This is a genomic window from Burkholderia sp. LMG 13014 (assembly GCF_905232215.1).
GTDB lineage: Bacteria > Pseudomonadota > Gammaproteobacteria > Burkholderiales > Burkholderiaceae > Burkholderia.
The window spans coordinates 36,777-63,738 of the sequence record NZ_CAJNKE010000003.1 but is presented as its reverse complement, the minus strand read 5'-3'; the positions used below and the strand labels follow the sequence as shown (position 1 = coordinate 63,738).

Sequence of the window (26,962 nt, the reverse complement as noted above, 5' to 3'; positions counted from 1 at the left end):
ATGGCGAGATCCGGCGTCCGGCTATGTGCGCCGCAACCTCTCCCCGGCTGGCTGGCCGTCGCCGATCCAGCTCGTCGAGGTGGATTTCCCGCCCGGGTCGCGCGTCGCGTACGACAGCGGCGGGCGCGAAAGCGCGCTGCATCAGCAGGTGTGGGTCGTCAGCGGCCGCGTCGACGTCACGTTCGGCGACGCGCTTCACGAACTTCACGAAGGCGACTGTCTGGCCATGCGGCTCGACCAGCCGCTGATTTTCAGCAATCCGGCGTCGCAGGCCGCGCGCTATGTCGTCGCGATCTGCGATGCGTCTGCCGCCGCCGGCGTGCGGAATCTCTGATGAACGCGTCGTCGCAGCAGCCGTGCGCGCGACTCACTTACTGCCCACAGGAGCCTCTATGAATTCCCCGAAACAGCGCGACGACGTGCGCCTGATCGATTGCAGCGAGGCCGAGCATGCGCCGGCCATCCTCGAGATCCTGAACGACGCGATCGCGACGTCGACCGCGCTGTACGACTACAAGCCGCGTCCGCCTGAAGCGATGGTTGCGTGGTTCGCGGCGAAGCGTGCGGGCGGCTTCCCGGTCATCGGCGCGGTCGACGCGTCGGGCACGCTGCTCGGCTTTGCGAGCTGGGGCACGTTCCGCGCGTTTCCCGCCTTCAAGTACACGGTCGAGCACAGCGTGTACGTGCATCGCGACCAGCGCGGCCGCGGGCTTGGCGAGGTGCTGCTGCGCGAAGTGGTCCGGCGCGCGCGGGAAGCGCAGGTGCACGTGGTGGTCGGCTGCATCGATGCAACCAATGCGGGGAGCGTCGCACTGCATACGAAGCTGGGATTCGTGCACTCGGGCACGATCACGCAGGCGGGATTCAAGTTCGGCCGGTGGCTCGACGCGGCGTTCTATCAGTTGACGCTCGACACGCCGGCACAGCCGGTGGATGGTTGAGCGGCATCGTCGCGCGCTTTGGGCATCGGCCCACCTCATCGCGGAAAAAGCATTCGGGAGAATTGCACGGCTTCCCGAACCTGCCCGAGCCAGGGCCGACGCGTGAGACGAAAAAGCCCCGCCGAAGCGGGGCTTTTTTCCGGAGGCACGAGCTGGAGTCGCCCGCCCCCGCAACGCGTCGCAGGCCGACACCACTTCATGGCTCGTGGCGCCGAACACATGCAACCCACGCAACCGGATCAATGCCACCCGCGCTCACCCGGGCAAAAACGTCCGCATCCGCGACGAGGTGATTACAGCCGGTCGGACAAGGCTATCGCGAGCCGCGATCAGTCGATTGCGCATGCTCAGTCGAAACGACGGCGCTGCACCGGTGTGAAGTCGTCATCCAAGGCCCAATGGGTGCTGCGCGGCAGTATCTGCGTACCGCCGACCCAGCGCGGCACGTCGCAATGATCCTGCCAATACGCATTTCCTTGCAGCACCTGCTCGCCAAGCGGGGTCAGGCCGACGATGCACTTTTCTCGCTCGGGAAATTCGTCATGCACCTTGATCAGCGGACAGGTGCCTTCGACCAACGGGCGCATCATCGCATCGAACATCGCGTCACCCAGGAACGGCAGCGGATCGCGACGCAGGTTCAACTCGGCAAACACCTGTGACCAGGCAAGCCCGTCACCGTCGCGAATGGTCTCCAGCGCGAGTCTTTCCGTCAGACCGAGGCCGTCACGCACCGACGGCAACTCCTGCAACTGGCGCCTCAGTGCCGGAGCCAGCAGCGGAAGGCTGGGACTCGCCTCCTTGCAAAGCGCCGCCCAGGCAACCGGAGTCGCATCGCGATAGGCGTCCCACGCCTCGCGTGCAAGCGAGAACGCGTCGTCGGTCAGCTCACGACGACGCGGCCAAAGCCATGCGAGCACCTGCGGCGCCAGTTGCCCCAGGCCGACGAAACGATCGACACCCGGCACGCTGTCGATCTCGACCAGTTCCAACGATTCCGGCCGTCGCGTCATGTTTGCAAGAACGGCGATCAGGAAGAGCTGATCGTACGCATCCGCTTCGCACCACAGTACGGCATGCCTGGCCCGCGACAGCGTCGACAACGCGCCATACTCGGTCAGCGCGCGCTGCCGAACCGCCGGCAACGGGATGCCGAAACACTGGCTGATGAATTCGCAACGCGTGTCGATGAACGCCTCCGGCTCCAGCCTGGGAACCGGGCCCATGCAGTACGGATCGGCGAACACATGGAATTCCCCGCGAAACCCGGCTACGCCGAGACTATGCGCGATGTCGTTGCCACAACGCCAATGCTGGGTATCTGCGGTGTCATTGGCGGCAAACTGCGGATGCCGTGCGGCGAACTCGACGGCGTCCACATGCGACTTGAGTTTCGGCCAGCTGGCAAATCCCAGCTCGCGCGCGATCAGCCATTGGGCGTCAGCGAGTACGGGGGAATCTGCACGACGCAGGTTCTCGCTCGGTCCGACAACTGGCGTTCCCGCCTGGAGTTGCTTGAGAAGTTGCTTGGCACGCTTGCGCTGCCGAGCGAGGTCGATGTGACCGTTTTGCGCCGTGGCGCGAGGATCTTGAGGCATACGATCTCCAAAGGCAGCCGTATCCGCTTATCGGCTGGGAGTCGCATGAACATGCGGTGAAATGCACGACCTGGGTGTGAACCCTTTCCGCGGAGTGGAGGCGCGGTGATACGCCGCTGCCGACTGTACCACATGCGCAAATCAATCTGCCGCATCGGCGGCCGGTCGATTGCACGCGCCGCGCTCATCCGGGCATCGAGGATTTTCGCGTCATGGAGAAAAAGCGAACGTCATGCGCAAGCGATCCGCCTGGGCGAAGTTCCGGGTGGAACGGAAGTGACGCGGAAAAAAGAAAAGCCCCGCCGAAGCGGGGCTTTATCTCGTTCTACTTGGAGGCGCGAGCCGGAGTCGAACCGGCCTAAACGGCTTTGCAGGCCGCTGCATAACCGCTTTGCTATCGCGCCAAAAGCGGACTGTCCGGATGCCGTGAGGCAAGCGACAGATTTTTTATTCGAGGACCATCAGTCCATCAAATAAAAAGGGAAGCGTGGCTTCCCCATTACTTGGAGCGGGAAACGAGACGTGTACTAGGACAGTAAGTCGTTGTTTCCCAAACACTTTCTTCGTTGGACTGGCCAGCGAAGACCTCAATTGTAGCCTTGTTTTTCGTCCTCGGCAACAAATTCGTCCAAAGAGTTCCACAGACGTCCAAAGAGCTGCACTCAGTACACCAGACCCACGATCGGTACATCGTCGTAGGCGACTGCCTCGAACTCATCATCCACGCCCGGTTGTCTGCCCCGCATCCATCATCGTGAAGACGATCAGGCAGATGGTTCTGGTGATGGCACAGGTCGGATGCTGGGAACGCCTGCACCACAACTCACAAGGACCTTCTGCTCAAGCTCCTTTGAAAGAACGCGCACGCTGGCCACCGCGTTTCCGCACACGATTCTTTGTCGATATATCAGGATGACGGGGCAAGCATGACAGACGCGGGTTTGCTGCGTCCGGCTGGACATTCGACGACGATTGCGGCCCCTTAACGCCTCCTGAGACCGCTGGCATATCAGGTCATACCTAGACGGTTTTGCAGAAACCGTAACTTCTCACGACCCTGATAGCGTGAGCGTCACTGTCGAGCCTACGTCCCGATGCTCGACCTTCTAATCGATGAATTTTTGCACATCGAGCACACGACGACTACCAGTTGCGCGAACTGGTGAGCAGTATTCAAACCACATGACGAAGCGGCCTTCGGTGCCCACTTCCTGCACAGACGACAGGCCGACCATGAGGTCGGTGACAAAGGAGTCGGTCATGTAGTTCTTCTCCTGGAAGGAGACGGAGCATGCACGAGAACAAGAATGATGCACCAACATCAAAGGTGTTCTATCGCCCGATCGAAGCGTCCATCCGCTGGGCCGGGCTGCTGCGATACGAGCAGGTGATCCTGGCTTCGATTTCGTCGCCAAGGCGCCTGCCGCAGTCGTTGGACTGCCCACGTTGCGCCGAGCTGAGACTTTGCACCGAACGTATCTTCGACGGCATCCTCAATGGAGAACTGCCCTTCGGGCAGAACGGCATCACGACGCGCGATTCCACGCTGATCGACTCCCCTGATCTGACGGTGCGCCACGTCGATCTGAAGCGCTGGATGCGCCAACACTATCCCGAGCAACGACCGGGCTTCCTCTTCTCCCGAAGCGAGCGCATCACCCATCCCTTCATCTCGCTGGAAACTGGGCAGGCGATGCTAGTCGAGCGCCTGGCCCTGAAATCCACCTTGGACCAGTACAAACGCCAACTGCATGAGTTGCAGGAAAAGCACGGGGCGCTTCTCAAGCAGATGGCGCCCTCTGCTGGCGCACAGTGCCTGATCAGTGATCGCGCCGAAGCCACCTACCTGAACATTATCGGCAGCATGCTGGACCTGATGCTCGGCCAGTCGCCTTCGGGCGTGCCGTACTCCAGCTTCAAGACGCAGGAGGCGGTGGTCAGTGCATTGGTCGCCCATCACAGCGGCGCCATGGGGATCGCGGAGCGGACGCTAAACGGCAAGTTCGCCACGGCCAGACGCCGGCTGCGTAGCGCGACAGTCTGAGGTTTTCCATCTTGTATGTGCAATCGCGGAGATTGCATTTGCAATGTCTTTTCCCATCCATGTCTATTGAATGGAGGTCACGCCAACAAACGCCACTGAGCGTTCAGGAGTGACCGCCATGTCGCAAACACCTGCACTGCCCGCAAGCGAGCGCCGCATCCTGCGGCTTGATGAAGTCGAAACCAAGTCCGGTTTCAAACGCGCCCACATCTACAACCTGATGCGCAAAGGCTTGTTCCCGAAGGCGCTGCGCCTGGGCGTGCGCGCGGTCGGCTGGGACTCCATCGAGATCGATCAGTGGATCGCCGAGCGCGTCAACAACCGGGCCTGACCCGTTCTCCAGCGGACTTCCCATCCTCACACGGAGAACGCCATGCAGGTCGTATCCATCATTTCAACAAAAGGTGGCGTCGGCAAGACCACCACGGCCGCGAACCTCGGCGGGCTTGCCGCCGACGCGGGGCTGCGTGTGCTACTGCTCGACCTCGACGTGCAGCCCACCTTGTCCTCGTACTACGAGCTAGGTCACCGCGCACCTGGTGGCATCTACGAGTTGCTGGCCTTCAACGAGCGCGACCTCGGGCTGCTTGTGTCCCGCACGATCGTCGCGGGCCTGGACTTGGTGCTCTCCAACGACCACCGAGGCGAGCTGAACACCTTGCTGCTGCACGCGCCGGATGGCCGCCTGCGGTTGCGCCATCTCTTGCCGGTCCTGGCGCCTCTCTATGACCTGGTACTGATCGACACCCAAGGCGCGCGATCGGTGCTGCTGGAGATGGCGGTACTCGCCTCCAACCTCGCGCTGTCGCCCGTGACCCCGGAAATCCTCGCGGCGCGCGAGCTGCGGCGCGGCACCATGCAGTTGCTCGAAGACATTGCGCCCTACCGGCACCTGGGCATCGAGCCTCCACCTCTGCATCTGCTCATCAATCGCGTCCACCCTGTGTCAGCCAATGCACGGCTGATCCAGCAGGCCCTGCGCGATCTTTTCCAGGACCATGCCGGCATCCGCGTGCTGGCCACCGACGTGCCGGCCATCGAGGCGTATCCGCGTGCAGCTACGCGCGGATTGCCAGTGCATCGGGTCGAATACCGCCAGCCGCCGGGCAGAGTCGCCCCCGCCGCGCTCGACACCATGCGCGGCCTCGCAGACGAACTATTTCCGCAATGGCGGCACCGATTTGCCATGGTGTCCGGCCGTCCGCCACACCCTCTTGATGCCGGGAGGTTCCATGGCGAACGCACATGAGCTTGCCCGAGGCCACAAGCGGCTTCGCGCCCTGATCGAGTTCGCGGTTGGCGAAGGTTGGCACGTCAAACGCACGCCTGGCGGCCACCTCAAGTTCACCAAGCCTGGCTGCGCCGCGATCTACACCAGCTCGACGGCCAGTGACCACCGGGCGACCCTGAATGCCCGTGCGCAAATCCGCCGCGCCGAGCGCGAGGCCCGATACCAAGCGCAGGGAGGCGGCCATGGCTGAGATCACCTCCCAGCAGATGGCTGGCAAGCTGCTCGCGGCCGGGTTCGAGCGCAGCGGCCCGTCAGCCTCGACCTTGAGCGACCCGATCGCCGACACACCCATGGTCGTGACCCTAGATCAGTTGCGCCCCTACGACCACGATCCCAGGAAAAAACGCAACCCGGCCTACGAGGAAATCAAGGCGTCCATCCGCGAGCGCGGTCTGGACGCGGCGCCGGCCATCACTCGCCGACCAGGTGAGGACCACTACATCATCCGCAACGGCGGAAATACGCGGCTGGCGATCCTGCGCGAACTATGGTCAGAGACCAAGGACGAGCGGTTTTTCCGTATATCGTGCCTGTTCCGGCCGTGGCCCAGCCGCGGCGAAGTCGTCATGCTGACCGGCCACCTGGCCGAGAATGAATTACGCGGGGGCCTCACGTTCATCGAGCGCGCCCTCGGCGTCGAGAAGGCACGCGAGTTCTACGAGCAAGAAAGCGGCACTACCTTGAGCCAGTCCGAGCTGGCCCGCCGCCTCGCTGCCGATGGCTTCCCGGTACAACAGTCGCACATCAGCCGCATGAACGACGCGGTGCAGTATCTCCTGCCCGCGATCCCCACCGTGCTCTATGGCGGCCTCGGTCGCCATCAGGTCGAACGCCTGTCGGTCATGCGCAAAGCCTGCATGCTCGCGTGGGAGCGCTACGCCAAGGGCCGCTCCCTGGTTCAGGACTTCGACGAATTTTTCCAGGAAGCGCTGTCGCAATTCGACGTCCAGGCCGACGAGTTCTCCGCGCAGCGCGTACAGGACGAGCTGATCGGCCAGATGGCCGAGTTGCTGGGTGTCAATTACGACGTGCTCGCCCTGGACATGACCGAATCCGAAAGCCGGCAGCGCGCCTTGATCAGCGACCCAACGCCGCCCTCGACGCCGCCTGCGTTGCCGGAGCCGGAGTCGGAAACCATCGCGCGCCCAACTGCCAACACCGCGCCACCCACCGCAGGGGCTGCATCGGCAGCGCCGCCTGCAGGCCGACCTGCGCGCGAGAGCGACACGGATACCAGTCAGGCGGGTCCGGCCAGCCCTGCGGCGGGGAGCGATCTGCTTCGGGAGCACATCGTTTCGCCGGCACCGACGACCGAACGGCTCCAGTCCATCCAGCGCATGGTCGCCGATCAGTTGGGCGATGCGCTGCCTCCCGACTTCTCGGCGAGCGTCTTGCAGTCCATCCCCGTGCAGGCTGGCGGGCTCTATCCGATCTCCGATGTCTGGTACATCGATCCCGGCTTGGATACTGCCGAGCGCTTGCGCATCCACATCGCACAGTTCGCCCGCGAAATCGCGAGCGAGGCAGACCTGGACGAGTGCATTGATGACCGTGCAGAGGGTATCGGTTTCGCCTGCCGGGCCCGCACCCAAAGTCCGGCGCCGCTGGGCCGTTCCGTCCTCGCATTGTTGGCGTGCCTGGCCGGTCAGCGGCCCGCCGACGTCGGTCTGCACGACGGGCAAATCGTCATCGACCTGCCGGCATTGCTGCACGGCCAGGGTGATGCGGCCCAGCGATTGAGCGACACCGCGCTGGTCAAGCTGTTCCGGCTGCTGCGGCTGGCCCGGCGCCTGCTCGATCTTGAAGCCGGCGCTGCGGACCTTGGAACGTGAGCGAGGGAGGCCAGCATGTCCGCACCACACCCACTCAACCAGGCCGTCATCGCGCAGGCCCTCTATGACCTGCGCAATGGGCAACTGCGCCGGTGCAAACTGATGGGGTTTGGTGAGGAAGAACTGGACGCCCTCAAGCATCCCGCGCTGATCAGCGTGCTCGCCAACGCCAACGTCTCCTGGTGCTCGGTGACGGTCAACCGCGAAGTGCTCCGGCGACTACTCAAGCAGGCGCAGGACGTGGAGAAGGAAATCGCCACGGTCGATCGCATGCTCAGGCTGGGTGCGAGCACCGAGATGGTCAGTCGGTTCTATGGCCTGACCCACCAAGAGGTGGCGCTTCGCCGCGAAATCCTCGGCCTGCCCAAGCGCAAGGGCCGCCACCCCGTGCTGGACGAGAAACAGGACACGGATCTGTGGCGGCAATGGAAGGCCGTGACCGGCAGCAGGAATGTCGATCTCGAAGACGAAACCTCCATTCTCGACGCCGCCATGGACTTGGCCGAAGGCATGTCGCTGCCTCTGTCGGTGGTCTGGGCCTCGATCAAGAGCTGGGTCGATCAAGGATTGGGTTGAGCCATGGCCGTGGACGACACCGCACCACGCCGTGGCCCCGTCGCACTCGCGGACCTGTTCGACGCCGCCTTGAAAGACCTCGTGCCCAAGCCCAGTGCGCCAGCACCTATGCCTGCGCCGACGCCCGCCACGTCCGGCGATGCCTTCCTCTTCAGCGGCAACCGGCATGAGACCGTGCCGCGGCGACTGTTCCTCGACCGTCGCCTTACGCCGCTGGAGCGCAACGCCTGGCAGGTGTTCCGGCTGATGCTCAACGACGATGGCGTGACAGCCTTCCCGACGTATGAGCAGCTTCGACCCTGGCTGGCATCGATGCCCTGCGCCGGGCAGGCCTCGCATGAAACCGTGGCCCGAGCGTTGACGCTGTTGCGCCTCACCCGATGGTTGAGCCTGGTGCGGCGACGGCGTGACCCCAAGACCGGCCGCATCCTCGGCAACCTCTACGTTCTGCACGATGAACCGCTGACGCCCTTCGAGGCCATGCAGCTCGACGCCGACTACCTGGCACTGGTCAGCCAGTCCCTCGGCCATTCGGCCAAGGCCGTCCAGATGGTCGGCCTGAACACCCTTAAGGAGATCGCGGAAGATCCGCTGCTCTCCGGGCGCACATTGCCGTCGCGGCTGCAGGTTCTGGCAGAACGCCTCGCCAGCCAAGGCATCACGGCCGCCGCAAGTTATCCACAGGAGGACGCCGCCCACGATTCCGAAGAAGGAGTATCGAGCCTTCTTCGGAATGCGGATGACCCATCTTCGGAATCCGAAGCAGGGGCGAAACCCGTGCCAAACGCCTCTCTTCGGAATCCGAAGCAGGCCCGTACAGTACGTAGTAGTCGTATTAATGAAGTACGTACTACCGCGCAGGCGCGCGCGCTGGGCGATCTGCAATGGCCCAAGCGCTTCACGGAACTGAAGGCAGAGCAGCAGACAGGTGCCAGGGTGGCATTGCAGCAGGTTGATGCCGCGCTGAGACAGGCCGTGCTGGACGAATGGGCCACACGATGCAGCAGTCATGGCATACGCAATCCTGCGGGGTATCTGTTCGGCATCATCCAGCGCGCCATCCATGGCGAGTTCAATGCCTGGGCCAAGAAAGACGCGCCATCGGCATCCGTCCCACCAAACGAGCGACCACCACCAGCACCGCCACCTCAGCCGCAGGGTAAGCCAGTGCCGCCAGAAGTCGCCAAGCAGCACATCGAGCGGCTACGCAATCTGCTCGCCAGCAAATGAGTCGGCATGCCAGGCGGTGAAACTAGATGCCCATGGCCGCCAGTAGAGCTATCCCCTGGGGATAGTTCCGCTGCTGGGCACAACGCCAAGCTGTCGCAGGCCTGGGATCGACCATCTGCCGCAGCATCGGCGTTGTCCCCCCTGATCTCGGCGTGCAGCGTTCGTTAGCGCTCCATGGAGCTATCCCCTGGGGATAGCTCGCGCCGCATGCAACCGCCACGCCCTAAACCGGGGCCCGCCGGGATTCGGATTCTTGACTGACTGCCTTCCGCTTCCTGTCGAAGCTGGCCGCTCCTTTTCCAACAACGAGCAGACACCATGGCAACCAATGAACCTCTGCAACTGAATCTCGGCTCCCTGCGCAGTGCGATGTCGCTGACCCTGCACACCCATCACGCTTCCCGCATCTGGCATGGCCGCGCCGCCGCCGAGGGGCGACCGGGCATCGTCGGCCTGAATGGCTATATCGCTCAGATGAACAAGATGCGGCGGGGCTCAGAACAAGACGATCCGTACTCGGACTGGTGGATGCTGCGCATCGAGGACAAGCTCGACCACACCAAGGTCACGCTGCAATCGCTGCGCGAGCAGGTGGACCAGGCGCTGGCGAGTGTGCCGCCGGCGCTCAGCCTGGGCGAAAACCTCAACGTGCAGCCGGTCAAGCTCCCGCTCTTCGTCAACGCGCAGCTCGGCTTTGCCGCGGTCTATCTCCTGGCCGACTACGACGACATCGCCCGCAAGCTGATCCTCGCCCATCACACCGCGCTCATTGACCGCAGCACCTTGGAACGCTGGCTCAACGAGGGCGCACATTCATTGCGCAGCCTGTTCTCGCTGGCCCAGCAGTATCGCTATTCGGGCTGCACACGCGATGACTTCGCGTCGAAGAATGCCGCAGCGCGGGCAGCGCTGGAGAAGTATGGCGAACTGCCGCAGGACGTGCTGGAAGGCACGCGCCGGTCGAAGTTTGCGCCGCCCATCGTGCGCCGTGGCCTGAAGCAGCGCGGCGACGGTCCTGCCGAAGCATCACTGCTCGGCGATGAAACCACCACCGCAGAGTCGCCCGAAGCCGCAGCCGGCGAGGACGAGCCGGCATGAGCGATCCGAACCCACCGACCCGCTACTTCCGAGGCCTGCAACAGGGTGCCTTCATGCGGCTGGAACACGCGGCCTATCTAAAAGGCCTTTTAAAGCCTTTTAAGGGTAAAGGGGACTTCGAGGCCTGGGCCAGCCAGTGCTTCGCCATGCGCGACGAGTTGATTGCCCTGGCACAGCGACAGGTACTGGAGCAGGCATGCGGGCACCCCTTCCACCTGCTGCCCATCGAACTGGCCCAACAGACCACTGGCGCAGGAACCGTCTTCTTGCGCTGGCGCAGACACGACAGGTCGGCCATGGGCGTGGCGCTGTGGCGGGAGCTGGTCGCCAGCAGCAGCACACCCGTCAACCTGCTGGCCGACCTGCACGCGATCGAGCTGCAGCGCATCACGTTGAACATGCAGATCAGCCTGCTGCACACCTTGGGCAGGCAGGCGCAGGAATGCGCCAGCAAGGCGGCCGAGGCGGACGACGCCTACCTGCGCCGGCTCACGCCCATTCCCGCCGCAATGCGCGATCGGTGATTGCGCCGGGCACCCAGCACGCTCCCGGCGCCGACGAGGCACGGGTATTTCAACCACCACGGAGATCACATCATGAGCACGCATTTTTCCGGCGAAGGCAACATCGGTTCGCCACCGGAGTACCGCGAATTCCCCAACGGCAACGACGAACCCAGTCGCCTGCTACGCCTGAACGTCTATTTCGACAACCCTGTGCCGAAGAAGGATGGCACGTTCGAGGACCGGGGCGGCTTCTGGGCGCCGGTGGAAATCTGGCACCGCGACGCCGAGCACTGGAAGGACCTGTACCAGAAAGGCATGCGCGTGCTGGTCGTCGGCCGCATGGAGCGCGAACCCTGGACGGATAACGAGGATCAGCCGCGCGAGACCTGGCAGATCAACGCGCGCAGCGTCGGCATCCTGCCGTACCGCATCGAATCCGTGACCCTCAGCCCGAAGCCGCAAGAGGCAGAGCCCAAGCCCCAGGCCGCGCAGGAACCGGCTGCGCCGAAAGAATCCAAGCGCAGGAAGTGAACCGGCATGGAGGGCGGTCGCACGTCTTCGCCGCCCTCCATGCGCTCGCGAGCTATCCCCAGGGGATAGCTCCACCAACGTCCACCGACTTTCACGCGCTCCCTCATATCGCGGCTCCCGGTCCGCACACCTGCGGCCACGCGCCACCCCCGCACAAGCCATTCCATCCCGTGAAAGCGGTCACCGCCGCATGCGGCTTGTTTGCTGCTGCCCCAGGTGGCGCTCGGCATCCTCGATTCCAGCAACTCCATGAACAACGGGAATCGGGATGGACGGACATGCGGCTGTTCTTGTGCGAGAAGCCCTCCCAGGGCAAAGACATTGGCCGGATTCTCGGTGCCACGCAGCGCGCTGAAGGCTGCCTCAACGGTTCCGGCGTCACCGTCACCTGGTGCATCGGCCATCTCGTAGAAGCCGCAGCGCCCGAAGCCTACGACGAGCAGTTGAAGCGCTGGTCCATCGAGCAGTTGCCCATCATTCCTCAGCACTGGCGGGTCGAGGTCAAACCGAAGACCGCCACGCAGTTCAAGGTCGTCAAGGCGCTTCTGGCTAAGGCGACCCAGCTTGTCATCGCCACAGATGCCGACCGCGAGGGCGAGTTGATCGCCCGCGAGATCATCGACCTGTGCGGCTACCGCGGCCCCATCGAACGGCTGTGGTTGTCGGCGCTCAACGATGCTTCCATCCGCGCGGCACTCGGCAAGCTCCGGCCATCGGCCGAGACGTTGCCGATGTACTACTCGGCGCTGGCACGCTCTCGGGCGGACTGGCTCGTCGGCATGAACCTCAGCCGCTTGTTCACGGTGCTGGGACGACAGGCTGGCTACGACGGCGTGCTGTCGGTCGGCCGCGTCCAGACCCCCACGCTCAAACTGGTCGTGGACCGCGACCGCGAGATCGCCGCCTTCGTGTCCGTGCCGTACTGGGCCATCGACGTGTCCCTGTCCGCTGGTGGCCAGGCTTTCACCGCGCAGTGGGTTCCCCCGAACACATGCACCGACGACGCCGGCCGCTGCCTGCAGCAGCCCATCGCGCAGCACGCCGCGCAGCAGATCCGCGCCGCGGACAGCGCCCAGGTGGTGGCGGTCGAAACCGAGCGCGTGCGGGAAGGCCCGCCGCTGCCGTTCGACCTGGGGACCTTGCAGGAGGTGTGTTCCAGGCAGCTTGGGCTCGATGTGCAGGAGACCTTAGACATTGCTCAGGCCCTATACGAGACGCACAAGGCCACGACGTACCCGCGCTCCGATTCGGGCTACCTGCCCGAAAGCATGTTCGCCGAGGTGCCAACGGTCCTCGACAGCCTGGTCAAGACCGATCCCTTGCTGCGACCGATCATGGACCAGCTCGACCGCACTCAACGCTCACGCGCCTGGAACGACGCGAAGGTGTCTGCTCACCACGGCATCATCCCGACGCTCGAACCGGCGAACCTCTCGACCATGAGTGAGAAAGAACTGGCAGTGTATCGGCTGATCCGGGCGCATTACCTGGCGCAATTCCTTCCTCACCACGAGTTCGACCGCACTGTGGCGAACCTCTCCTGCGGCCAGCAGACGCTGGCGGCCACCGGCAAGCAGGTCGTCGTCAAGGGTTGGCACCTGGTGCTGGCCGAACCGCAATCCGAGGAGGATGGCGACCCTGCGGCGCGCAGCCAGGTACTGCCCGCGCTGCGCGAGGGCCTGGCATGTCAGGTGGCCGACGTCGATCTGAAGGCGCTCAAGACGCTGCCCCCTCGACCCTATACGCAGGGCGAGTTGGTCAAGTCCATGAAGGGCGTCGCCAAACTGGTCTCGGACCCGCGCCTGAAACAGAAGCTCAAGGATACGGTCGGCATCGGCACCGAAGCGACGCGGGCCAACATCATCAGTGGCCTGCTGACGCGGGGCTACCTCGTGAAGAAGGGCCGCGCCATCCGTGCCTCGGATGCGGCCTTCACCCTGATCGACGCGGTGCCCACAGCGATTGCCGACCCAGGGACAACCGCCGTCTGGGAACAGGCGCTGGACATGATCGAAGCTGGACAGCTCACGCTGGACGTATTCATCGGCAAGCAGGCTGCATGGATCTCACAGTTGATCGCGCAGTACGGCAGCACGTCCCTGTCCATCAAGGTTCCCCACGGACCGCCTTGCCCACAGTGCGGCGCACCGACGCGCCAGCGCACCGGCAAGAGCGGCCCATTCTGGTCGTGCAGTCGCTACCCCGACTGCAAAGGCACGCTGCCGGTCGAATCCGGCACGTCCAGGCGTGGTGCCTCGCGCCCGCGCCGCAGCGGCCGCAAAGGCTCCTGACCGACCCCGTTCCGTGAGCCGTGCCCGCCATCGGCGGCGCGGCCTGTGTTCCGCACGCCCTGCGGGACGCCCAGCGCGCAACGCCTTCTTGTCCGTGTGCGCGTCCCGCCTGGCCGTCCCCGGCCGCGGGACCTGAAGGTAGCTTCTCCGCGAACCGCCTCCTGCGCGTTCTGCTGATCTGCATTTCTCCCGCCTCTGCGAAGGGTCCCCCGGTGGCTTGCCAAGCTGCGCGAGCCACCCGGAGACCCTTCGTGGTCAGCGGTATTCGGTGCCGGTGCCCGCCGGCGCAAAAACGGGCTCCCTTTGTGCGCGGATGTGCGCCAGACGATGCCGGCGCGAACCACGACATGCGCCGGGTGTGATTGCTGATGAGCAGACGGTTCTAGCGACGACCGGGCCTGCACCAGCCCACGGGTGGTTCTGTCCTCCCGAGCCGAAGGCCGCAGGGCCTTCGGCGCCTTTCTCCTGCCTATCAACGTCCCGGCCCGCCCCGGGCCACACGAACAGGAGACCCGACATGAACCCGCAACCTTGCACCCTTCGCGGTGCGCCCCAGGCCGCGCCACTGCTGTACGGCAGCGTGTGCAGCGGCATCGAGGCCGTGAGCCTCGCATGGCAACCCCTCGGCCTCAAAGCCGCGTGGTTCGCCGAGATCGAGCCGTTCCCGAGCGCCGTGCTCGCCCACCGTTACCCCCATGTGCCCAACCTGGGCGACATGACCGCGATCGCCCGTCAGGTGCGCGCCGGCATCGTGCCGGCGCCCGACATCCTGGTCGGCGGCACGCCGTGCCAGTCGTTCAGCGTTGCCGGCGCGCGCCAGGGGCTGAACGACCCGCGCGGCGCCTTGACCCTTGCCTATGTGGAGCTTGCAAATGCCATCGACCAAACCCGCCACCAAGACCGCCGCCCGCCGGCAACGCTCGTCTGGGAAAACGTCCCCGGCGTCCTCAACGACCGCAGCAATGCCTTCGGGCATTTCCTGGGAGCACTGGCCGGAGAAAGCCGTGCGCTCCAGCCGCCAGGGGAAAAATGGGCGCACGCTGGTTGTGTGTCTGGACCCCGCCGCCGCATCGCCTGGCGCGTGCTCGACGCTCAATATTTCGGTGTCGCCCAACGCCGCAAGCGCGTGTTTCTTGTGGCATGTGGTGGTGATGACCTCGATCCCTCCGAAGTACTTTTTGAGCGCACAGGCCTGCGCGGGGATTCTTCTGCGGGCCGCGCGCCGTGGCAAGAAGCTGCCCGCGCTGCTGGATCGGGTGCTGCTGCAGCAGGCGGATACGCAGGATTCGCTGGACTGAACCAGCCCTACGGCAAGGTCACGACGACGTTCGGATTCAGCGGCGGCATCGGCCCCGTCGATGTTGCGGCATGCCTGATGGCCGCGGGTCCCAAGCACGACATCCGCACCGAGACGTTCATGGTGCAGTCCATCGCCGGCAGCATCGCCCACACCCTCGACACCGCCAACAACGGCAAGGGCAGCAGCGAGGACGGTACGGGAAAGGGCGTGCCGATCATCGCCTTCACCGCCCAGGGCAGCGGCGCGGACGCCACGATCGACCTGACGCCGACGCTGCGTGCCGGCGGGCATCGCAACAGCCATGCGAACGCAGGCGTCGTACCCGCCATCGCCTTCGCGCAGAACAACCGCGGCGAAGTGCGCTTCGAGTCGGGGCATGGACAGGTGTCTTGCACCGTCCTGTCCAACGGCAAGCCGGGCTACGGTGTGCCGATGGTGGCCTGCGTTGCCCTGCGGGGACGGACGCAGGGTCTTGCCGCCGAACTGGGCGGAAGCGTTGCAGCGGCGTTGCGTACCAGCGGCGGCGGCGCAGACAAGCCCCATGTCCTGGCCCCCGACTTCGAGGCACATTTCCGCTACGACTGGAATGAATCCGGTGCAGCGGACTGGTCGCAATGGCGGGTGCGGCGGCTGATGCCCATGGAGTGCGAGCGGCTGCAGGGCATGCCCGACGACTACACGCTGATCCCGTATCGCGGCAAGCCTGCCGCAGACGCTCCGCGCTACAAGGCGATTGGCAACTCCATGGCCGTCCCGTGCATGGCTTGGCTGGGCAACCGGCTGGTGCAGTGCCTGCACAAGACGGACTTGACCGATTCGGATTGATCGACGACGCAGCCTGCCGGCCGCGCCATTCTCTCCCTGCATTGCCGATGTATCGGCAGCAGCCCGCAGCCAGGGTGTCAAGGCTGCCGTGGGTTCCGCCCACGCCACCCACCAGTTCGCTTCGGCATCTCACCGGCGAACGCTGCCCACCGGGGCATCGATGCCTCCTTTCTCCAACCCACGGGATGGTCGCCACGTCCCGTTAGGGGCATGTCGCCACCCGGTCGATTTCAGGATCTCCCATGGAAACCATCACCAAGCAAGACCGCATCACGCTGAAGAACCTCAAGGTGGCCGACTTCGCCAGCGAGGAAACGCTGTGCTTCACCGCGACCATCGTGTTCGACGGCATTCCCATCGCCGAGGCCCGCAACGACGGCCACGGCGGCTCGACGTTCCTCCACGCACTCAACGGCAAGGCGGCGCTGCTGGCGCAGGCCGAAGCCTTCGCCAAGGGCCTGCCGCCTGCGCCGCTCGACCTGGGCCACGAGGGTGAAGACCCTCATTACATCGCCATGACGCTCGACTTCCTGGTCGATGAGCTGGCCGATGCCATGCACGCGGAACGCAAGGTGCGAGCCGCGTTCAACCGCGACATCGGCAACAAGGTGCTGTTCATCAAGGACCGCAAACTGCTGTTCATCAAGGGCATCAAGCTCAAGGCCATCGCCGACCGCAAGTCGTACTTCGCTTCGCTGCGCGCCCGGCAGGCCCAGCCCATCGTCATCCTCGCCGAGCTGCCGCCCGAGCAGGCATTCGACCTGTGGAAGCAGCATGTCCTGGGCGACAAGCCCGACTGACCCAGCACCACCGCACCCTCCTGACAGCCCCGCACTCGACGCGGGGCTTTTCTTTTCTCTGAGCCCATCAATCGGGGCTGTGCCGGATGCGGTTTTCCAACTGACGCAGCACGGCCCTCGCAAGAAGCTGCCCGCATGTTCGCTGATTCGTCAGCACATGCCAGCAGCCAGGGTTCCAGGCTGCCGCGGGTCTCTCCCGCGTCACCCACCAGTCCGCATCGCATCAATTCTGCGGATGAGCGTCCCCGTGACGCTGATGCTTTTTATCAACCGCGTGCGGGAGCTGCCATCCCGTGAGGGACAAGGCCCCGCTTTTCCAAGGAGCCCGTCCATGTCCCAGCAAGCCTCTTTCGGCCAGTTGGCCCTGACCTACTGCGGCAAGTTCCTGCCGCTCGAAGTCTTGCAAAGCGCCGCCGGCCACTACATCGGCACGCGCGATACCGAAGGTCCCGTTTCGCGGGAATCCCGCGAGTACTTCCGCAGCTATGCCGCGGCTCAACGCGCCCTCGAAAGAGGCGGCTGGTCCCAGCTCGCCATTCCCTGATCCAACTGGAGAAATCACATCATGAACCAGCTACTGCCGCGGGAAGTCGTCGATCAGATCATGCGGGAAGAGCAGCATTTCGCTGCCGCGCCCCAAGCCTTCTTCGAGGCCTGGAAGCGCGGTGTCGAGATTGCTGGTCCCGAGTGGTTCGGCGACGGCACCCGTGAAGGCCTGAACCGGGCCAACACCAAGTGGGATTTGCGTCCCGACATGCTGCGGCTCAACGATGCCCTCGGCGTCCTGAGCAGCGGCGAACGCATGTTCCTGTCCGCCATGGTCAGCTTCTACAACGCGCGCGAGGGCGGTGCCATGCTCAAGCGCTGCCACTTCCACGGGCTGTCGGACTTCGACGGTCTCGATCTGGAACGCCGCAAGGTCATCGCCGACCTGCTGGTGAACTACAGCGGTTGGTGAGTCGGTCTCCGGCACGCCACTGTCTTCTCGATCCTCCCGTGAGGGACATGCGCTCATAAGGCCATGTCCCTCAATTTTTCTTCCCCATCGCCCGGCGCCAACGGCCCTGGGCTATTCCCTGCGGATGCCATCGTCCGCAGGGGCTGGCTCCGCTCTTCTCGAAAGGAGCCAGCATGGCAAACAACTACTACGAAGGCACGGGCGTTCTCGTGCTCGACCGCGTTACTCCCGTCATCAAGGCACTGTTCGATGCCTTCGCGCTCGACGAAAACCATCCCGGCAATGGGCAGGCCTACATCGCCCAGATCGCCGAGACCAATGATCCACGCTGGACAGATGTGCTGGACGGTCTGGAAAACCTGGCCACACAACTCGGAATCCCCATGCCCGACGACGAAGAGTTGTCGATTCCGCCTCTGCTTGAACGGCTGGCCGCGCACTTCGGTGCTGACCAGGACGGGGAGCTGGAGAACCTGATAGAGCACCACCACTTCGAGGACAGCGCGGACCTGGAAGCCCTGCTTCTGATCGCTACCCGCTTCGATGATGGCCATAACCTGACCGCCATACAGTTTGAGGGCTGCTGGTATTGCAGCAAGCCAAGGCTATTCGAGTTCGGCGGCAACGGCTGCTACCTGAGCCGCGAGGTCCAGGTCTTCAGAACGTCCTCGCAGGCGCTTCAACTCGGCGATCAACTGCGCAACACCATCCTGGCCGCCGACATCGAAGAGGCCTCAGCGTTGATCGCGCTGGAGGCCGCCAACCTGCTTGCCGGCATCACCGATGAGCAATTTCGCCTAAATGTGCGCCATCGCATCGCCGAACGGCTGGCTCAGACGTCAACGATCAGCGCCGACTGACGCATTTTCCACTTTCAACCCACCGGGTCCAATTCCCGGTGGCGGGGATTGGCTCCATTATTCAAATCTGGAGAGTTCCCATGTCCCTGAAACCCAATCCCTTTCTCCGCGGATACTGGAATCTGAAAATCGTCCGCACGCTGTGCATCAGCTACGAGGATGGAAGCCCGCATGTCTGGCGAATCATCCACCCGAGCCAAAAGCACCTTTCCGACGAGGAAATGATTTCATCCTCGTGCATCGTCACCAGCGATTTCGCCGTAGTCAGGAATGGTCCCGAACCCGTGAGTGCCGAGGTACTGGCCGAATGCGATGCCGGAGAAGGTGTCAGCGGCGAAGGCGTAATCGGCGCCGTGGTCTATGCCATCCATGGCGATGACTTCGACGGCCGCCCCATCCACGTCGGCGACGCCTATTCGGCAGAGGCAGCGCGGGAGGTCGTACAGCGCCTGAGTTTCGAGACCGGCTATTACAGCCGGTGCTGGGAAATCAGCAGCGCGCACATAAGCGAGGAAACCAGCCAATACCTCGCCAACCTGGCAGACCTCGCCACGCCGGAGGCCTTCCTGTTCATCGCGTTCCGGGTTCCGTACAGCCCGGCGATCGGCATCAAGCTGATCTCCACCCCCTGGACGGACAAGAACCTGGACCACGCCGAGGGCATCAGTGCGGAGCAGCTTCGCCAGGAGCACCGAAGCAAGGGTATGCCGGATGACCTGGCGAACGTCATTGAACTGGCTGGCCAGGCCGATGTGCGCATCCTGATTCTCGACGCCGACGCACCCGTGCTGTTGGGCCTGCCGTTGGCCGAATCCTAGCAGCCGCTCGACGCAACATCCTTCCTCTTTGTTCTCCCCCATACCGGCCCGTCTCCCTCCCGGAACCGGGCTGATCCATTTTCATAGGAGCAACCTCATGTTCCCCGACCTCATCTCGCGCACGCCAGACTTCGAGCACCAGCTCGGCGCCTGCGTCAATGCCATGGGCCAGGACGACGCCATCGGCCAGATCCTGGTATTCGAGCGCATGAGCGGCACGCTGCACATGCGCCATATCGCCAGCGCCGACCTGGTGGACACCGACATTGACGACTACGAAATGGTCGTCTTCGACGGTGGCAACACCAGCGGCGATACATGGAAGCATGTCTTCTTCCCACGTCAGCGCGAGCACTACTTCGTGTACGAAGCCTGACCCAACCAAGCCCCTTTCGAGGGGCTTTTTCTTGTCCGCAGCGCAGGAAAGCGGGTGCGACGCTGTGCGATTTCTTGCGGGCAGGCCGCCCATTCCAGAGCCATCCTTGCTCCATGTTCGTCGGCGTTGCCGACACATGCCCTGGCAGCCGAGACCTTCAAGGCTGCAAGTGCGGGAAACCGTGCTGGTCGTTTCTTCCTATGGACGTACCCCGTCCGTTCACGCCACCCACAAGGGACCTCTCCCTTGCGGGCGGGGAATCCCTTGTTCTTCCTCAAGGAGATTCCCATGGACCGTTCCCTCATCAAATCCATGATGCCTTCGCTTGTCGCGGGCCATATGCCTCGCAACGTGCGTTCGTTCAAATACCGCGTATTCGATGATCAGCCGCAGTCCTCGACGTTGGGCTTCGCCATCGACCCTCAGCCCTTCAACGGCAAGGTGGTCTCCGCGACCGACGATGCCATCGTCGTCAAGCTCAAGCCTTCCGAGTTCGCCGTGCTCGATCCCAACCTGGTGACCACCGTTCCCAGCGAGGGCGCCAAGGTCCATGTCCAACCCTACGCCCGGCGACGTTTCGACGGGCTGCGCGCGGACACCCCGGAAGTCGTCACCGAGAAGACTTCGGATGGCACGCCTTACACCATCACGAGGCATATCCTTGGCAAAGCACCCGCCAAGCTGCCAATTCCCGAGCCGCAGTGCATGGAGCTGGGCCAACTCATCGAGCAGTTGGAGGAGATGCCCGCGCCCGACGGGTTCCGGTGCATCACCCACATGCTGGTCGATGCAGGTGCCCGCGACTTCGCCTGGGTCGATCCCAAGCCCTCCAAGATCATCGAGACCCCGCCGGCGATCAGCTTCACGGTCTCAACCACCAAGTTCGAGGGTCAGGTGACGATCCTCTACGACCGTGGCGGCGACACCTACGTGGTGGAGCTGCACCGCGACGGTGAGTTGATCGATAGGCACGACGAGGTGTATTTCGACATGCTCGGTGAAGTGCTGGAGCGGCTCATCGACGACGGGCGCTGGCGCCTGATCGGCGTGAGCGTGATCGACGCCAAAGCCTCTCGTCAACGTCAGGCGGTTCCAGCCTGACGCGCCAGACAGGAAGCCTAGCGGCACGACTGATCAGTCCACAGCCTACCGGCGACTGCCCCACAAGCCTTCCATCCGTTTCGGTGGAGGGCTTTTTTCTTCATCCATACAGGAGATTTCAACCATGTCACTGCGATTCAGAGGCTCCGACCTGCGCCCCGTGCTTGCCGAGGCCATCGCCAACCAATGCCGCGTCGCCCTGGCCAAGGACCAGGGCGTGTACTTCCTCGCCGAGCGCGGAGAGCGCCGCCCCGATGGCCGCGTGAAGCTGCTGGCCTATGCCGTCGGCTGCAACCCGGATACCGACCCGTTCGATGACTGGTGGGAACTGGCACGCGCCGAGCTTGGCGGCGACGATTTCGGCGAGTTCTTCGACCCGAAAGACAGCGTTTTCACTCGCATTCTGCAAAGCTCAGATGATCTGGAGCTGTCCGCCACCGCTACGTATCTGTCACTGGCGGCGGTGGAATCGGCGTAGTCCAAAAATGTCCGCATACCCCTTGAAGCCCCCATTTCGGGGGCTTTCTTTTGGGCGGAACTGGGCAGCCTGGAAAAAATGGGAAGCGCCCGGATGCCGATTGATTGCTGTCGCGCGCGCGAGGCCCGGCCATGCTGACCCCATGCCTGCTGACGTTGTCAGCGACATGCCAGGCAACCATCGGTCTTCGAGGTTGCGTCGCAGTTCCCACTGCGTGACCGAGCCAGCTCGCACCGCATCCATCCGCGAGCGGCCACCAGTCTCTGGTGGCGGATGCTTTCGCCTTATCGACCCACCGCGGGGTTACGCACCTTTCCCCGCATGCGTGGGGCTGGTGTGTCTCCGCTTCTTCCCTATGGAGATTCACCATGAACACCACGTCCAACGAGAAATCGTATTTCGACCTCCACACCTCGGGCATCGGCTACATCCAGCGTGTCCGTGAAGTGCCTGTCCGGGGCGGCCGCCGTGCGCAGCCTTTCCTGGCATGCACCGTTGCCGCGCTGGTCGGCCCCGCCAGGGACCCCAGCTACCGCTACTTCGACGTCAAGGTCTCGGGTGCCGAGGCCAAGAACCTCGTCCAGCGCTACATCGGCGTTGACGATCCCAAGCAGCGCCCGCTGGTGCGCTTCCGCCTCGGCGACCTGTGGGGCGATGCGTACATCCGCGACAAGGGCGAGCGCAAGGGTGAAGCCGCCGCGTCCCTCAAGGCGCGACTGCTCAAGGCCGAGCCGCTTGACCGGGCCGAACTGGCTTCCATCAAGCAGCACGAGCTGATCACCCGCGGCATCGGCTACCTCAGCCGTCCGAAGGACGTCACCCCCAAGGATGGCGATCCGTTCCTGTCGTGCTGCGTCGCGGCTCTGGCCGGGCCTGTCGGTGAACCGGACTATCGGTACTTCGACACCATCGTCGCCACCCCTGAAGCCGAGCACCTGGTTCGCCGGTGCGTGCAGGCCATCGAAGGGGACCGCAAGGTGCTGATCGCCTTCAAGTTGAACGACATGAAGATCGATCCGTACATCCGCACCAAGGGTGAGCGCGCCGGGGAGCCGGGAGCGAGCCTGGAATCGACGCTGATCCACATCGGTCTGATCAAGATCGACGGCACCCAGGTCTATCCGACGAGCCAGGCGCAAGCCGAGGCGCCGCAGGCCGAGGACGCACCCGCGCCCGAAGCCGAGGATGCCGCCGACACCGCTGCCGACCAGCCTATCGAGTCCGCCGAGCGCGAGCCCGCAGGTGAAGTCGAAGAGCAGGAGCCGGCATTGGCTGCTTCGTTCTGATCCGGCATGGCCCCTCACGGGGCCTTGCCTTTTTCCTATTCCTCAAGGAGAAGCATCATGGCAGTCACATCGGCACCCGAGAAATCGGCCACGCCCATCATCGTCCCGGGCCAGCTCGCGCTGCGCACCATTCACGGCCGCAACGGAAAGTTCAACGTTGGCAAGCTCGAATGCCAACTCGGCAAGTTCACGATTAAAGACGCGGAGTTGGAGCAATACCCCGAGGGCAAGTACCAAGGGGAATTCGTTCTTCGCTACATCTTCCTCAAAGGCTATCCGATCAGCGACGGCAGCATGCGTTTCGAGATGCGCGCCAACCTGGACGGTATGACACTTTTCGGCATCGACAAGCTGAGCAAGGCCGAAGCACATAGCTTTGCTCCGCAGGAAGTCGATCCGCTCGATGAAGAGCAAGGGACACAGCCTGCGACAACGCCGGCCAAGCCCGCCAAGGCATCCAGGTCCGCCAAACCTGCACCCGTGCAGACGTCCGCGGACCCGCTGGTCGATACCACGCCCTTCGGCGTGGACGCGCCGCCTGCTGCGGCTGCTGCCCCCGGCAGCACCGAGGATGGCGACGCCGCGCTGTTCGGCCTGTTGTGGCCGCTGGGCGAGTCTGTGAAGCTGGATTCGACCATCGACCGCCGCACCCTGCGCGCGCAGATCGCCCGCCTGGGCGAACTGGGCTACGCGCTGGACTTCAAGACGCAGGAGTGGAGCCGCCAGGCCGAACTGCAACCTGCGTGATTGCAGACACCGCATCCGCGGTGTTCTTCATCCACCCGCCGGGGTTCCTTCCCCATGCGGGGGTGGCCTCGGCTTTCTTCTGGAGGTCTCCATCATGTCCATCATCACTTGCGATACACCCCGTTCCGCGCTGGACGAAACCGCGTGGCGCGCCGTTTGCAAGACGGCCGCCGAGCATGCCCAACGTGGTTGCGGCCTGTCCTGGGATCACTGGGTCACGCTTTTCAGCTCGGAGATCGACGCGCAAGCCAGTCGATTGCCGGAAAGCCAGCGCGTTCATGCGCTGGAAATCGCGACCCAGGAATGGGACTACGCAACACCCGCCGAACGGCAGGAAACCCAGGACTGGCTCGCTGAAAACGGCTGCTGTTCGCATGGGATCACGCTGGGTTGCTGCCCGGCCGGTTGCGGTTCCTAGCCCGCACTGCATTCCATCGCCGCACACGCGGCATTCCATCACCCGCTGGGGGTTCTTCCCCACGGGGAGGCCTCTGGCTCTACATTCTTCAGGAGGCCTCTCATGGGCTGGTATTTCTCTCCCCAATCGCGGTCTGAACTGATCGCGGAACTGATCGCACCGCAGGAGACCGAGCGCGCCAGCGTGAAGGTCATCGCCCACACGCTGCGCGGCAACGTCCTCTGGTCCGTCGCGGAAGTGACGGCCAGGGCCGAAGGCGTGCATCGTGATCTCGCACCGGGCCAGTCCCTGCGCTACATCCGCTGCGATCTTCTGGAGCGCAGCGGCAGCCAATGGGGCTACAAGCCCTTGGACGAGTCCATGCACCCGTACTACTACTCGTGCCCGTTGAGCTACCTCGACATGACGCCGGAGCAGTCCGCCGACTGGCGTGCAGGCGTTCGCGCCTACCACGCGCGGCGGCGCACCCCCACGGCATCCACGGCACCCGCCGCGGCGCTGTTGGCCTGAGTCAGGAGGAACCGACATGGACCCGATCCTGGCTGCGCTCCCCGCCTCACTGTTGAAACTCGTTGAAGGCAGTTTGTCCAACGACGAAGTGTCTTCCGACGAGGAAATGCAGGAGTACTTCATCAGCAACGGCCTTACCGAGGAACAGGCGCGGCAGGCGCTGACCTACCGCGACCAGTACCTCAACAACATCTACCTGGACGGCTTCACGCCGATCACCGCGGTGGACGAGGCGCTTCACTTCAACCCGCACACCCGGCAGTTCGAGCCGGACTGAGCGATTTTCTTCCACCCCCTGGGGCAGTACTTGCCCCGGCGGGCGGTGCTGTTCCCGTTCATCCGAGGACACCACCATGCCCGCAAACACTTCTTCCACGCTGTACCGCATCGACGAATGCCCGGACGTGATGGCCGACGCCTGCGTCGGCGATGACCAGGGCAACCTGATCTTCCTGTCCATCTGGGCGCGCGACACCGCCGTCCAGCAGTTCCTCGCTCGCCTGACCCTCGGGCGCGACGAGCAAGGACTGGACCAGTTCCACGTCATCACCGACCAGGGCGGCAGCGTCCCGGTGTTCGTCGGCAACGTCGATCGCCTGGAAAAGCGCATGACCCGCGCCTACCGGCGAACGCTGTTCGGTTCGCTGTCCAACGTGTGGCTGTTCGACCGGCGTTGCGTGAAGCCCGACAAGGCCAACGCCAGCGCGCTGGCATTGCTGCCACGCGACAGCTCCCACCGGCTTGACCGCCTGTGGATGCTGGTGCGGGACACCTGCCCGTTGCCGCTGCTCGACCACTGGCGCGAGACCGTGCTGGAACTGCTGCAAACCCGCGAGATGCTGGCCCGCCTTCCGTTCGCCCTCGGGCCGTTGGAAGGCCATCGGCTCGCCATCGACGTGCCGGCGCTGACCCTGGCGCTGGGTTCCCTGATCCGAAGTGACGTACTCACCGCCTATCCGTATCCGGCCAAGATTTGGACGCCGGAAGCGGTAGCGGCTTGACCCACCTGCGGAGGCACGCCTTGGCGTGCTTCCGCCATTCCTCCCCGCCAACCAGGAGACTTCCATGGCCCTCATGTTCCCGCGGCTTGCCCGCAATTTCGCCAAGAACGGTTACTACCCGACCGACGAACCCACGCTCGAAAGAGCCCTCAACGCACTGATGCCCAGCGACGGGCCGATGTGCATCCTCGATCCCTGCGCCGGCGAAGGCGTGGCGATCGCCGAAGCCGCCCATGCCCTCGGGCGCGAGCAGGCCAAGGCGTTCGCCGTCGAGTTCGACCCGGAGCGGGCACGTCATGCCCGCGGCCTGGTCGATCACTGCCTGCACGCGGACCTGATGGACACGATGGTCTCCAAGCAATCCTTCGGGTTGCTCTGGCTCAACCCGCCGTATGGCGACCTGTCCAAGGACGTCAACGGCAACATCGGCTACCAAGGCCAGGGCCGTGCCCGCCTCGAAAAGCTGTTCTATCAGCGTTCGCTGTCGCTGTTGCAGTACGGCGGCGTGCTGGTCTTCATCGTCCCCGGCTACGTGCTCGACGCGGAGTTGGTCGGTTGGCTGACACGCCACTACACGGACCTGCGCATCTACCGAGCGGTGGAAACGCAATTCAAGCAGGTGGTGATCTTCGGCCGAAGGGTGCGACAGCGTGAACAGGCTCCCGATGGCGTCAAGGCCGTGCGCAATCTGCTGCTGCAGGTTGGGCTTGGCGAAGTCGAAGCCGAGGAGCTGCCGAGCGATTGGCCGTTCCTGCCGTACATCGTCCCCGCCAGTCCGGCCGAGCCGGAGCATTTCTTCCGCGTGACGATGGAGCCCGAGCAGTTCGCCGACGAGGTTGGCAGGCTGCAAGGCCTCTGGCCGTCGCTGGACACGCACCTGGGGGCCGCGCAGCAGTCGCTGCGTCCACCGGCGCGGGCTTTGTCCCACTGGCATCTCGCCCTGGCTCTGGCCGCGGGCGCGATCTCGGGGGTTGTGCGCTCCAAGACCGGGCGCGTGCTCGTCGTCAAAGGTGACACCCACAAGGACAAGACGCTCCAGCGTGAATTCACCGAACGCGAAGACGGCTCGATCGCCGAGACCCGCATCCTCACCGACAAGTTTGTGCCCGTCATCCGCGCGTGGGACATGACGCCTGGCTCCGCGACACGGGGCGAGGTGTTGACCATCCGCTGACTCACCGGACGCGCTGCCGTCCTGCTATTCCCACATCGAAGGAGAAACACCATGTTCGCAAACCCGTTCAAGCGGCCCGCGCCGCAGAAGCAACCGTTGTTCGCACCGGGTACGCTGAAGTTGAGCGAGAAGGTGCATTGGTTGGCACGCAAAGGCCTGATCGACCCCTTGGCCTATGTCCAGCGCCACGTGCGCGGTGACTGGGGCGAGATCGACGAGGCCACCCGCCAAGCCAACAACGTCGCAATCCAACAGGACAACCTAATGATCTCGCAGTTCAGGATCACGCCGGACCTGGCACTGATCGTCAAGACCAGCGAGGACCATGAAACCACGGTGGTCCAGCTATCCGAGGAGCAAGATCTGATTTGA

General features: G+C 64.1%; 32 protein-coding genes and 1 tRNA gene. 30 read left to right on the top strand and 3 right to left on the bottom strand.

The features are described 5' to 3' along the window. The coding region (locus JYJ84_RS01125; protein ID WP_205189107.1) for a cupin domain-containing protein at positions 1-334 on the top strand (334 nt) is incomplete at its 5' end. Between the two features lie 58 nt (positions 335-392). Then, positions 393-941: a GNAT family N-acetyltransferase gene (locus tag JYJ84_RS01120; protein ID WP_122944855.1), complete on the top strand. Its 549-nt coding sequence runs from the start codon at positions 393-395 to the stop codon at positions 939-941. A 347-nt stretch (positions 942-1,288) separates the two neighbouring features. On the opposite strand, the gene JYJ84_RS01115 is transcribed toward JYJ84_RS01120, so the two are convergent. The 3 genes from JYJ84_RS01115 to JYJ84_RS01105 form a co-directional block, all read right to left on the bottom strand. After that, entirely contained in the window at positions 1,289-2,539 is a 1,251-nt protein-coding gene (locus tag JYJ84_RS01115; RefSeq protein ID WP_175221276.1) for a DUF1835 domain-containing protein, read from the bottom strand. A 330-nt stretch (positions 2,540-2,869) separates the two neighbouring features. Further along, a tRNA-Cys gene (locus tag JYJ84_RS01110) sits at positions 2,870-2,943 on the bottom strand. Positions 2,944-3,645: 702 nt separating this feature from the next. After that, the gene (locus JYJ84_RS01105; protein ID WP_019726331.1) at positions 3,646-3,801 is read right to left on the bottom strand and encodes a hypothetical protein; all 156 of its coding nucleotides are present in this window, start codon (positions 3,799-3,801) and stop codon (positions 3,646-3,648) included. A 29-nt stretch (positions 3,802-3,830) separates the two neighbouring features. Here JYJ84_RS01105 and JYJ84_RS01100 point away from each other — a divergent pair, with 29 nt between their 5' ends. From JYJ84_RS01100 to JYJ84_RS00965, 28 genes are all read left to right on the top strand, one after another. After that, positions 3,831-4,583 carry a hypothetical protein gene (locus JYJ84_RS01100; protein WP_019726332.1) on the top strand — a complete coding sequence of 251 codons (753 nt, stop codon included), beginning with the start codon at positions 3,831-3,833 and terminating at the stop codon, positions 4,581-4,583. 118 nt (positions 4,584-4,701) lie between these two features. Beyond that, positions 4,702-4,914 (top strand): AlpA family transcriptional regulator, encoded by a 213-nt coding sequence (locus JYJ84_RS01095; protein ID WP_009459729.1) that lies wholly within the window; start codon positions 4,702-4,704, stop codon positions 4,912-4,914. A gap of 42 nt (positions 4,915-4,956) precedes the next feature. Continuing rightward, complete coding sequence (locus tag JYJ84_RS01090; RefSeq protein WP_009459727.1) at positions 4,957-5,832, top strand: ParA family protein; 876 nt, start codon at positions 4,957-4,959, stop codon at positions 5,830-5,832. Further along, entirely contained in the window at positions 5,816-6,064 is a 249-nt protein-coding gene (locus JYJ84_RS01085; protein WP_019726333.1) for a hypothetical protein, read from the top strand. Before JYJ84_RS01090 ends, JYJ84_RS01085 begins: the two co-directional genes overlap by 17 nt. Next, positions 6,057-7,706: a ParB family protein gene (locus JYJ84_RS01080; protein ID WP_009459725.1), complete on the top strand. Its 1,650-nt coding sequence runs from the start codon at positions 6,057-6,059 to the stop codon at positions 7,704-7,706. Before JYJ84_RS01085 ends, JYJ84_RS01080 begins: the two co-directional genes overlap by 8 nt. 15 nt (positions 7,707-7,721) lie before the next feature. Continuing rightward, positions 7,722-8,282 carry a DUF2857 domain-containing protein gene (locus tag JYJ84_RS01075; RefSeq protein WP_009459723.1) on the top strand — a complete coding sequence of 187 codons (561 nt, stop codon included), beginning with the start codon at positions 7,722-7,724 and terminating at the stop codon, positions 8,280-8,282. A gap of 3 nt (positions 8,283-8,285) precedes the next feature. Further along, positions 8,286-9,512 (top strand): STY4528 family pathogenicity island replication protein, encoded by a 1,227-nt coding sequence (locus JYJ84_RS01070; RefSeq protein WP_009459721.1) that lies wholly within the window; start codon positions 8,286-8,288, stop codon positions 9,510-9,512. 318 nt (positions 9,513-9,830) lie between these two features. Then, positions 9,831-10,610 (top strand): PFL_4669 family integrating conjugative element protein, encoded by a 780-nt coding sequence (locus JYJ84_RS01065; RefSeq protein ID WP_009459719.1) that lies wholly within the window; start codon positions 9,831-9,833, stop codon positions 10,608-10,610. Continuing rightward, on the top strand, positions 10,607-11,134 hold the full coding sequence (locus JYJ84_RS01060) for a DUF3158 family protein (RefSeq protein ID WP_009459718.1): 528 nt from the start codon (positions 10,607-10,609) through the stop codon (positions 11,132-11,134). The genes JYJ84_RS01065 and JYJ84_RS01060 overlap by 4 nt, the downstream gene beginning before the upstream one ends. A gap of 72 nt (positions 11,135-11,206) precedes the next feature. Then, positions 11,207-11,647 carry a single-stranded DNA-binding protein gene (locus JYJ84_RS01055; RefSeq protein ID WP_019726334.1) on the top strand — a complete coding sequence of 147 codons (441 nt, stop codon included), beginning with the start codon at positions 11,207-11,209 and terminating at the stop codon, positions 11,645-11,647. 278 nt (positions 11,648-11,925) lie between these two features. Further along, the gene (locus JYJ84_RS01050) at positions 11,926-13,938 is read left to right on the top strand and encodes a DNA topoisomerase III (RefSeq protein WP_009459717.1); all 2,013 of its coding nucleotides are present in this window, start codon (positions 11,926-11,928) and stop codon (positions 13,936-13,938) included. Between the two features lie 517 nt (positions 13,939-14,455). After that, positions 14,456-16,063 carry a DNA cytosine methyltransferase gene (locus JYJ84_RS01045; protein ID WP_009459716.1) on the top strand — a complete coding sequence of 536 codons (1,608 nt, stop codon included), beginning with the start codon at positions 14,456-14,458 and terminating at the stop codon, positions 16,061-16,063. Positions 16,064-16,305: 242 nt separating this feature from the next. Further along, positions 16,306-16,863 carry a hypothetical protein gene (locus JYJ84_RS01040; RefSeq protein ID WP_009459715.1) on the top strand — a complete coding sequence of 186 codons (558 nt, stop codon included), beginning with the start codon at positions 16,306-16,308 and terminating at the stop codon, positions 16,861-16,863. 331 nt (positions 16,864-17,194) lie between these two features. After that, positions 17,195-17,407 carry a hypothetical protein gene (locus JYJ84_RS01035; protein ID WP_003290186.1) on the top strand — a complete coding sequence of 71 codons (213 nt, stop codon included), beginning with the start codon at positions 17,195-17,197 and terminating at the stop codon, positions 17,405-17,407. Positions 17,408-17,428: 21 nt separating this feature from the next. Continuing rightward, positions 17,429-17,821 carry a hypothetical protein gene (locus JYJ84_RS01030; RefSeq protein ID WP_009459709.1) on the top strand — a complete coding sequence of 131 codons (393 nt, stop codon included), beginning with the start codon at positions 17,429-17,431 and terminating at the stop codon, positions 17,819-17,821. Positions 17,822-17,994: 173 nt separating this feature from the next. After that, positions 17,995-18,681: a hypothetical protein gene (locus JYJ84_RS01025; RefSeq protein WP_009459708.1), complete on the top strand. Its 687-nt coding sequence runs from the start codon at positions 17,995-17,997 to the stop codon at positions 18,679-18,681. An 80-nt stretch (positions 18,682-18,761) separates the two neighbouring features. Next, a complete protein-coding gene (locus tag JYJ84_RS01020; RefSeq protein ID WP_009459707.1) occupies positions 18,762-19,499 on the top strand; it encodes a hypothetical protein in 738 nt (245 codons plus the stop codon). A 97-nt stretch (positions 19,500-19,596) separates the two neighbouring features. Beyond that, positions 19,597-19,875 carry a hypothetical protein gene (locus JYJ84_RS01015; RefSeq protein ID WP_009459701.1) on the top strand — a complete coding sequence of 93 codons (279 nt, stop codon included), beginning with the start codon at positions 19,597-19,599 and terminating at the stop codon, positions 19,873-19,875. Positions 19,876-20,163: 288 nt separating this feature from the next. After that, entirely contained in the window at positions 20,164-20,976 is an 813-nt protein-coding gene (locus JYJ84_RS01010) for a hypothetical protein (protein ID WP_019726335.1), read from the top strand. A gap of 124 nt (positions 20,977-21,100) precedes the next feature. After that, positions 21,101-21,454: a DUF3085 domain-containing protein gene (locus JYJ84_RS01005; protein WP_009459699.1), complete on the top strand. Its 354-nt coding sequence runs from the start codon at positions 21,101-21,103 to the stop codon at positions 21,452-21,454. A gap of 368 nt (positions 21,455-21,822) precedes the next feature. Beyond that, positions 21,823-22,740, top strand: coding sequence for a DUF3577 domain-containing protein (locus tag JYJ84_RS01000; RefSeq protein ID WP_009459698.1), 918 nt, complete (start codon positions 21,823-21,825; stop codon positions 22,738-22,740). Between the two features lie 57 nt (positions 22,741-22,797). After that, a complete protein-coding gene (locus tag JYJ84_RS00995) occupies positions 22,798-23,487 on the top strand; it encodes a DUF3275 family protein (protein ID WP_009459697.1) in 690 nt (229 codons plus the stop codon). A gap of 94 nt (positions 23,488-23,581) precedes the next feature. Continuing rightward, a complete protein-coding gene (locus JYJ84_RS00990; RefSeq protein WP_009459695.1) occupies positions 23,582-23,905 on the top strand; it encodes a hypothetical protein in 324 nt (107 codons plus the stop codon). Positions 23,906-24,007: 102 nt separating this feature from the next. Further along, on the top strand, positions 24,008-24,415 hold the full coding sequence (locus tag JYJ84_RS00985) for a hypothetical protein (protein ID WP_009459693.1): 408 nt from the start codon (positions 24,008-24,010) through the stop codon (positions 24,413-24,415). Between the two features lie 16 nt (positions 24,416-24,431). Continuing rightward, positions 24,432-24,692, top strand: a complete 261-nt coding sequence (locus JYJ84_RS00980) for a hypothetical protein (RefSeq protein WP_009459691.1) — start codon at positions 24,432-24,434, stop codon at positions 24,690-24,692. A 76-nt stretch (positions 24,693-24,768) separates the two neighbouring features. Then, the gene (locus tag JYJ84_RS00975) at positions 24,769-25,416 is read left to right on the top strand and encodes a hypothetical protein (RefSeq protein WP_019726336.1); all 648 of its coding nucleotides are present in this window, start codon (positions 24,769-24,771) and stop codon (positions 25,414-25,416) included. Positions 25,417-25,441: 25 nt separating this feature from the next. Continuing rightward, on the top strand, positions 25,442-26,590 hold the full coding sequence (locus JYJ84_RS00970; RefSeq protein WP_219805742.1) for a DUF6094 domain-containing protein: 1,149 nt from the start codon (positions 25,442-25,444) through the stop codon (positions 26,588-26,590). Positions 26,591-26,641: 51 nt separating this feature from the next. Beyond that, positions 26,642-26,962: a hypothetical protein gene (locus JYJ84_RS00965; protein ID WP_009459687.1), complete on the top strand. Its 321-nt coding sequence runs from the start codon at positions 26,642-26,644 to the stop codon at positions 26,960-26,962.

Bases quoted from the DNA above. Each gene is read 5' to 3' on its own strand.
- JYJ84_RS00965 (WP_009459687.1), top strand. From the start codon at position 26,642: ATGTTCGCAAACCCGTTCAAGCGGCCCGCGCCGCAGAAGCAACCGTTG.
- JYJ84_RS01010 (WP_019726335.1), top strand. From the start codon at position 20,164: ATGGACCGTTCCCTCATCAAATCCATGATGCCTTCGCTTGTCGCGGGC.
- JYJ84_RS00990 (WP_009459695.1), top strand. From the start codon at position 23,582: ATGTCCATCATCACTTGCGATACACCCCGTTCCGCGCTGGACGAAACC.
- JYJ84_RS01040 (WP_009459715.1), top strand. From the start codon at position 16,306: ATGGAAACCATCACCAAGCAAGACCGCATCACGCTGAAGAACCTCAAG.
- JYJ84_RS01020 (WP_009459707.1), top strand. From the start codon at position 18,762: ATGTCCCTGAAACCCAATCCCTTTCTCCGCGGATACTGGAATCTGAAA.
- JYJ84_RS01095 (WP_009459729.1), top strand. From the start codon at position 4,702: ATGTCGCAAACACCTGCACTGCCCGCAAGCGAGCGCCGCATCCTGCGG.
- JYJ84_RS01005 (WP_009459699.1), top strand. From the start codon at position 21,101: ATGTCACTGCGATTCAGAGGCTCCGACCTGCGCCCCGTGCTTGCCGAG.
- JYJ84_RS01070 (WP_009459721.1), top strand. From the start codon at position 8,286: ATGGCCGTGGACGACACCGCACCACGCCGTGGCCCCGTCGCACTCGCG.
- JYJ84_RS01025 (WP_009459708.1), top strand. From the start codon at position 17,995: ATGGCAAACAACTACTACGAAGGCACGGGCGTTCTCGTGCTCGACCGC.
- JYJ84_RS01035 (WP_003290186.1), top strand. From the start codon at position 17,195: ATGTCCCAGCAAGCCTCTTTCGGCCAGTTGGCCCTGACCTACTGCGGC.
- JYJ84_RS01045 (WP_009459716.1), top strand. From the start codon at position 14,456: ATGAACCCGCAACCTTGCACCCTTCGCGGTGCGCCCCAGGCCGCGCCA.
- JYJ84_RS00980 (WP_009459691.1), top strand. From the start codon at position 24,432: ATGGACCCGATCCTGGCTGCGCTCCCCGCCTCACTGTTGAAACTCGTT.
- JYJ84_RS01085 (WP_019726333.1), top strand. From the start codon at position 5,816: ATGGCGAACGCACATGAGCTTGCCCGAGGCCACAAGCGGCTTCGCGCC.
- JYJ84_RS00995 (WP_009459697.1), top strand. From the start codon at position 22,798: ATGGCAGTCACATCGGCACCCGAGAAATCGGCCACGCCCATCATCGTC.
- JYJ84_RS01065 (WP_009459719.1), top strand. From the start codon at position 9,831: ATGGCAACCAATGAACCTCTGCAACTGAATCTCGGCTCCCTGCGCAGT.
- JYJ84_RS01100 (WP_019726332.1), top strand. From the start codon at position 3,831: ATGCACGAGAACAAGAATGATGCACCAACATCAAAGGTGTTCTATCGC.
- JYJ84_RS01015 (WP_009459701.1), top strand. From the start codon at position 19,597: ATGTTCCCCGACCTCATCTCGCGCACGCCAGACTTCGAGCACCAGCTC.
- JYJ84_RS01075 (WP_009459723.1), top strand. From the start codon at position 7,722: ATGTCCGCACCACACCCACTCAACCAGGCCGTCATCGCGCAGGCCCTC.
- JYJ84_RS01090 (WP_009459727.1), top strand. From the start codon at position 4,957: ATGCAGGTCGTATCCATCATTTCAACAAAAGGTGGCGTCGGCAAGACC.
- JYJ84_RS01060 (WP_009459718.1), top strand. From the start codon at position 10,607: ATGAGCGATCCGAACCCACCGACCCGCTACTTCCGAGGCCTGCAACAG.
- JYJ84_RS01030 (WP_009459709.1), top strand. From the start codon at position 17,429: ATGAACCAGCTACTGCCGCGGGAAGTCGTCGATCAGATCATGCGGGAA.
- JYJ84_RS01000 (WP_009459698.1), top strand. From the start codon at position 21,823: ATGAACACCACGTCCAACGAGAAATCGTATTTCGACCTCCACACCTCG.
- JYJ84_RS01115 (WP_175221276.1), bottom strand. From the start codon at position 2,539: ATGCCTCAAGATCCTCGCGCCACGGCGCAAAACGGTCACATCGACCTC.
- JYJ84_RS01105 (WP_019726331.1), bottom strand. From the start codon at position 3,801: ATGACCGACTCCTTTGTCACCGACCTCATGGTCGGCCTGTCGTCTGTG.
- JYJ84_RS00985 (WP_009459693.1), top strand. From the start codon at position 24,008: ATGGGCTGGTATTTCTCTCCCCAATCGCGGTCTGAACTGATCGCGGAA.
- JYJ84_RS01120 (WP_122944855.1), top strand. From the start codon at position 393: ATGAATTCCCCGAAACAGCGCGACGACGTGCGCCTGATCGATTGCAGC.
- JYJ84_RS01080 (WP_009459725.1), top strand. From the start codon at position 6,057: ATGGCTGAGATCACCTCCCAGCAGATGGCTGGCAAGCTGCTCGCGGCC.
- JYJ84_RS00975 (WP_019726336.1), top strand. From the start codon at position 24,769: ATGCCCGCAAACACTTCTTCCACGCTGTACCGCATCGACGAATGCCCG.
- JYJ84_RS01050 (WP_009459717.1), top strand. From the start codon at position 11,926: ATGCGGCTGTTCTTGTGCGAGAAGCCCTCCCAGGGCAAAGACATTGGC.
- JYJ84_RS01055 (WP_019726334.1), top strand. From the start codon at position 11,207: ATGAGCACGCATTTTTCCGGCGAAGGCAACATCGGTTCGCCACCGGAG.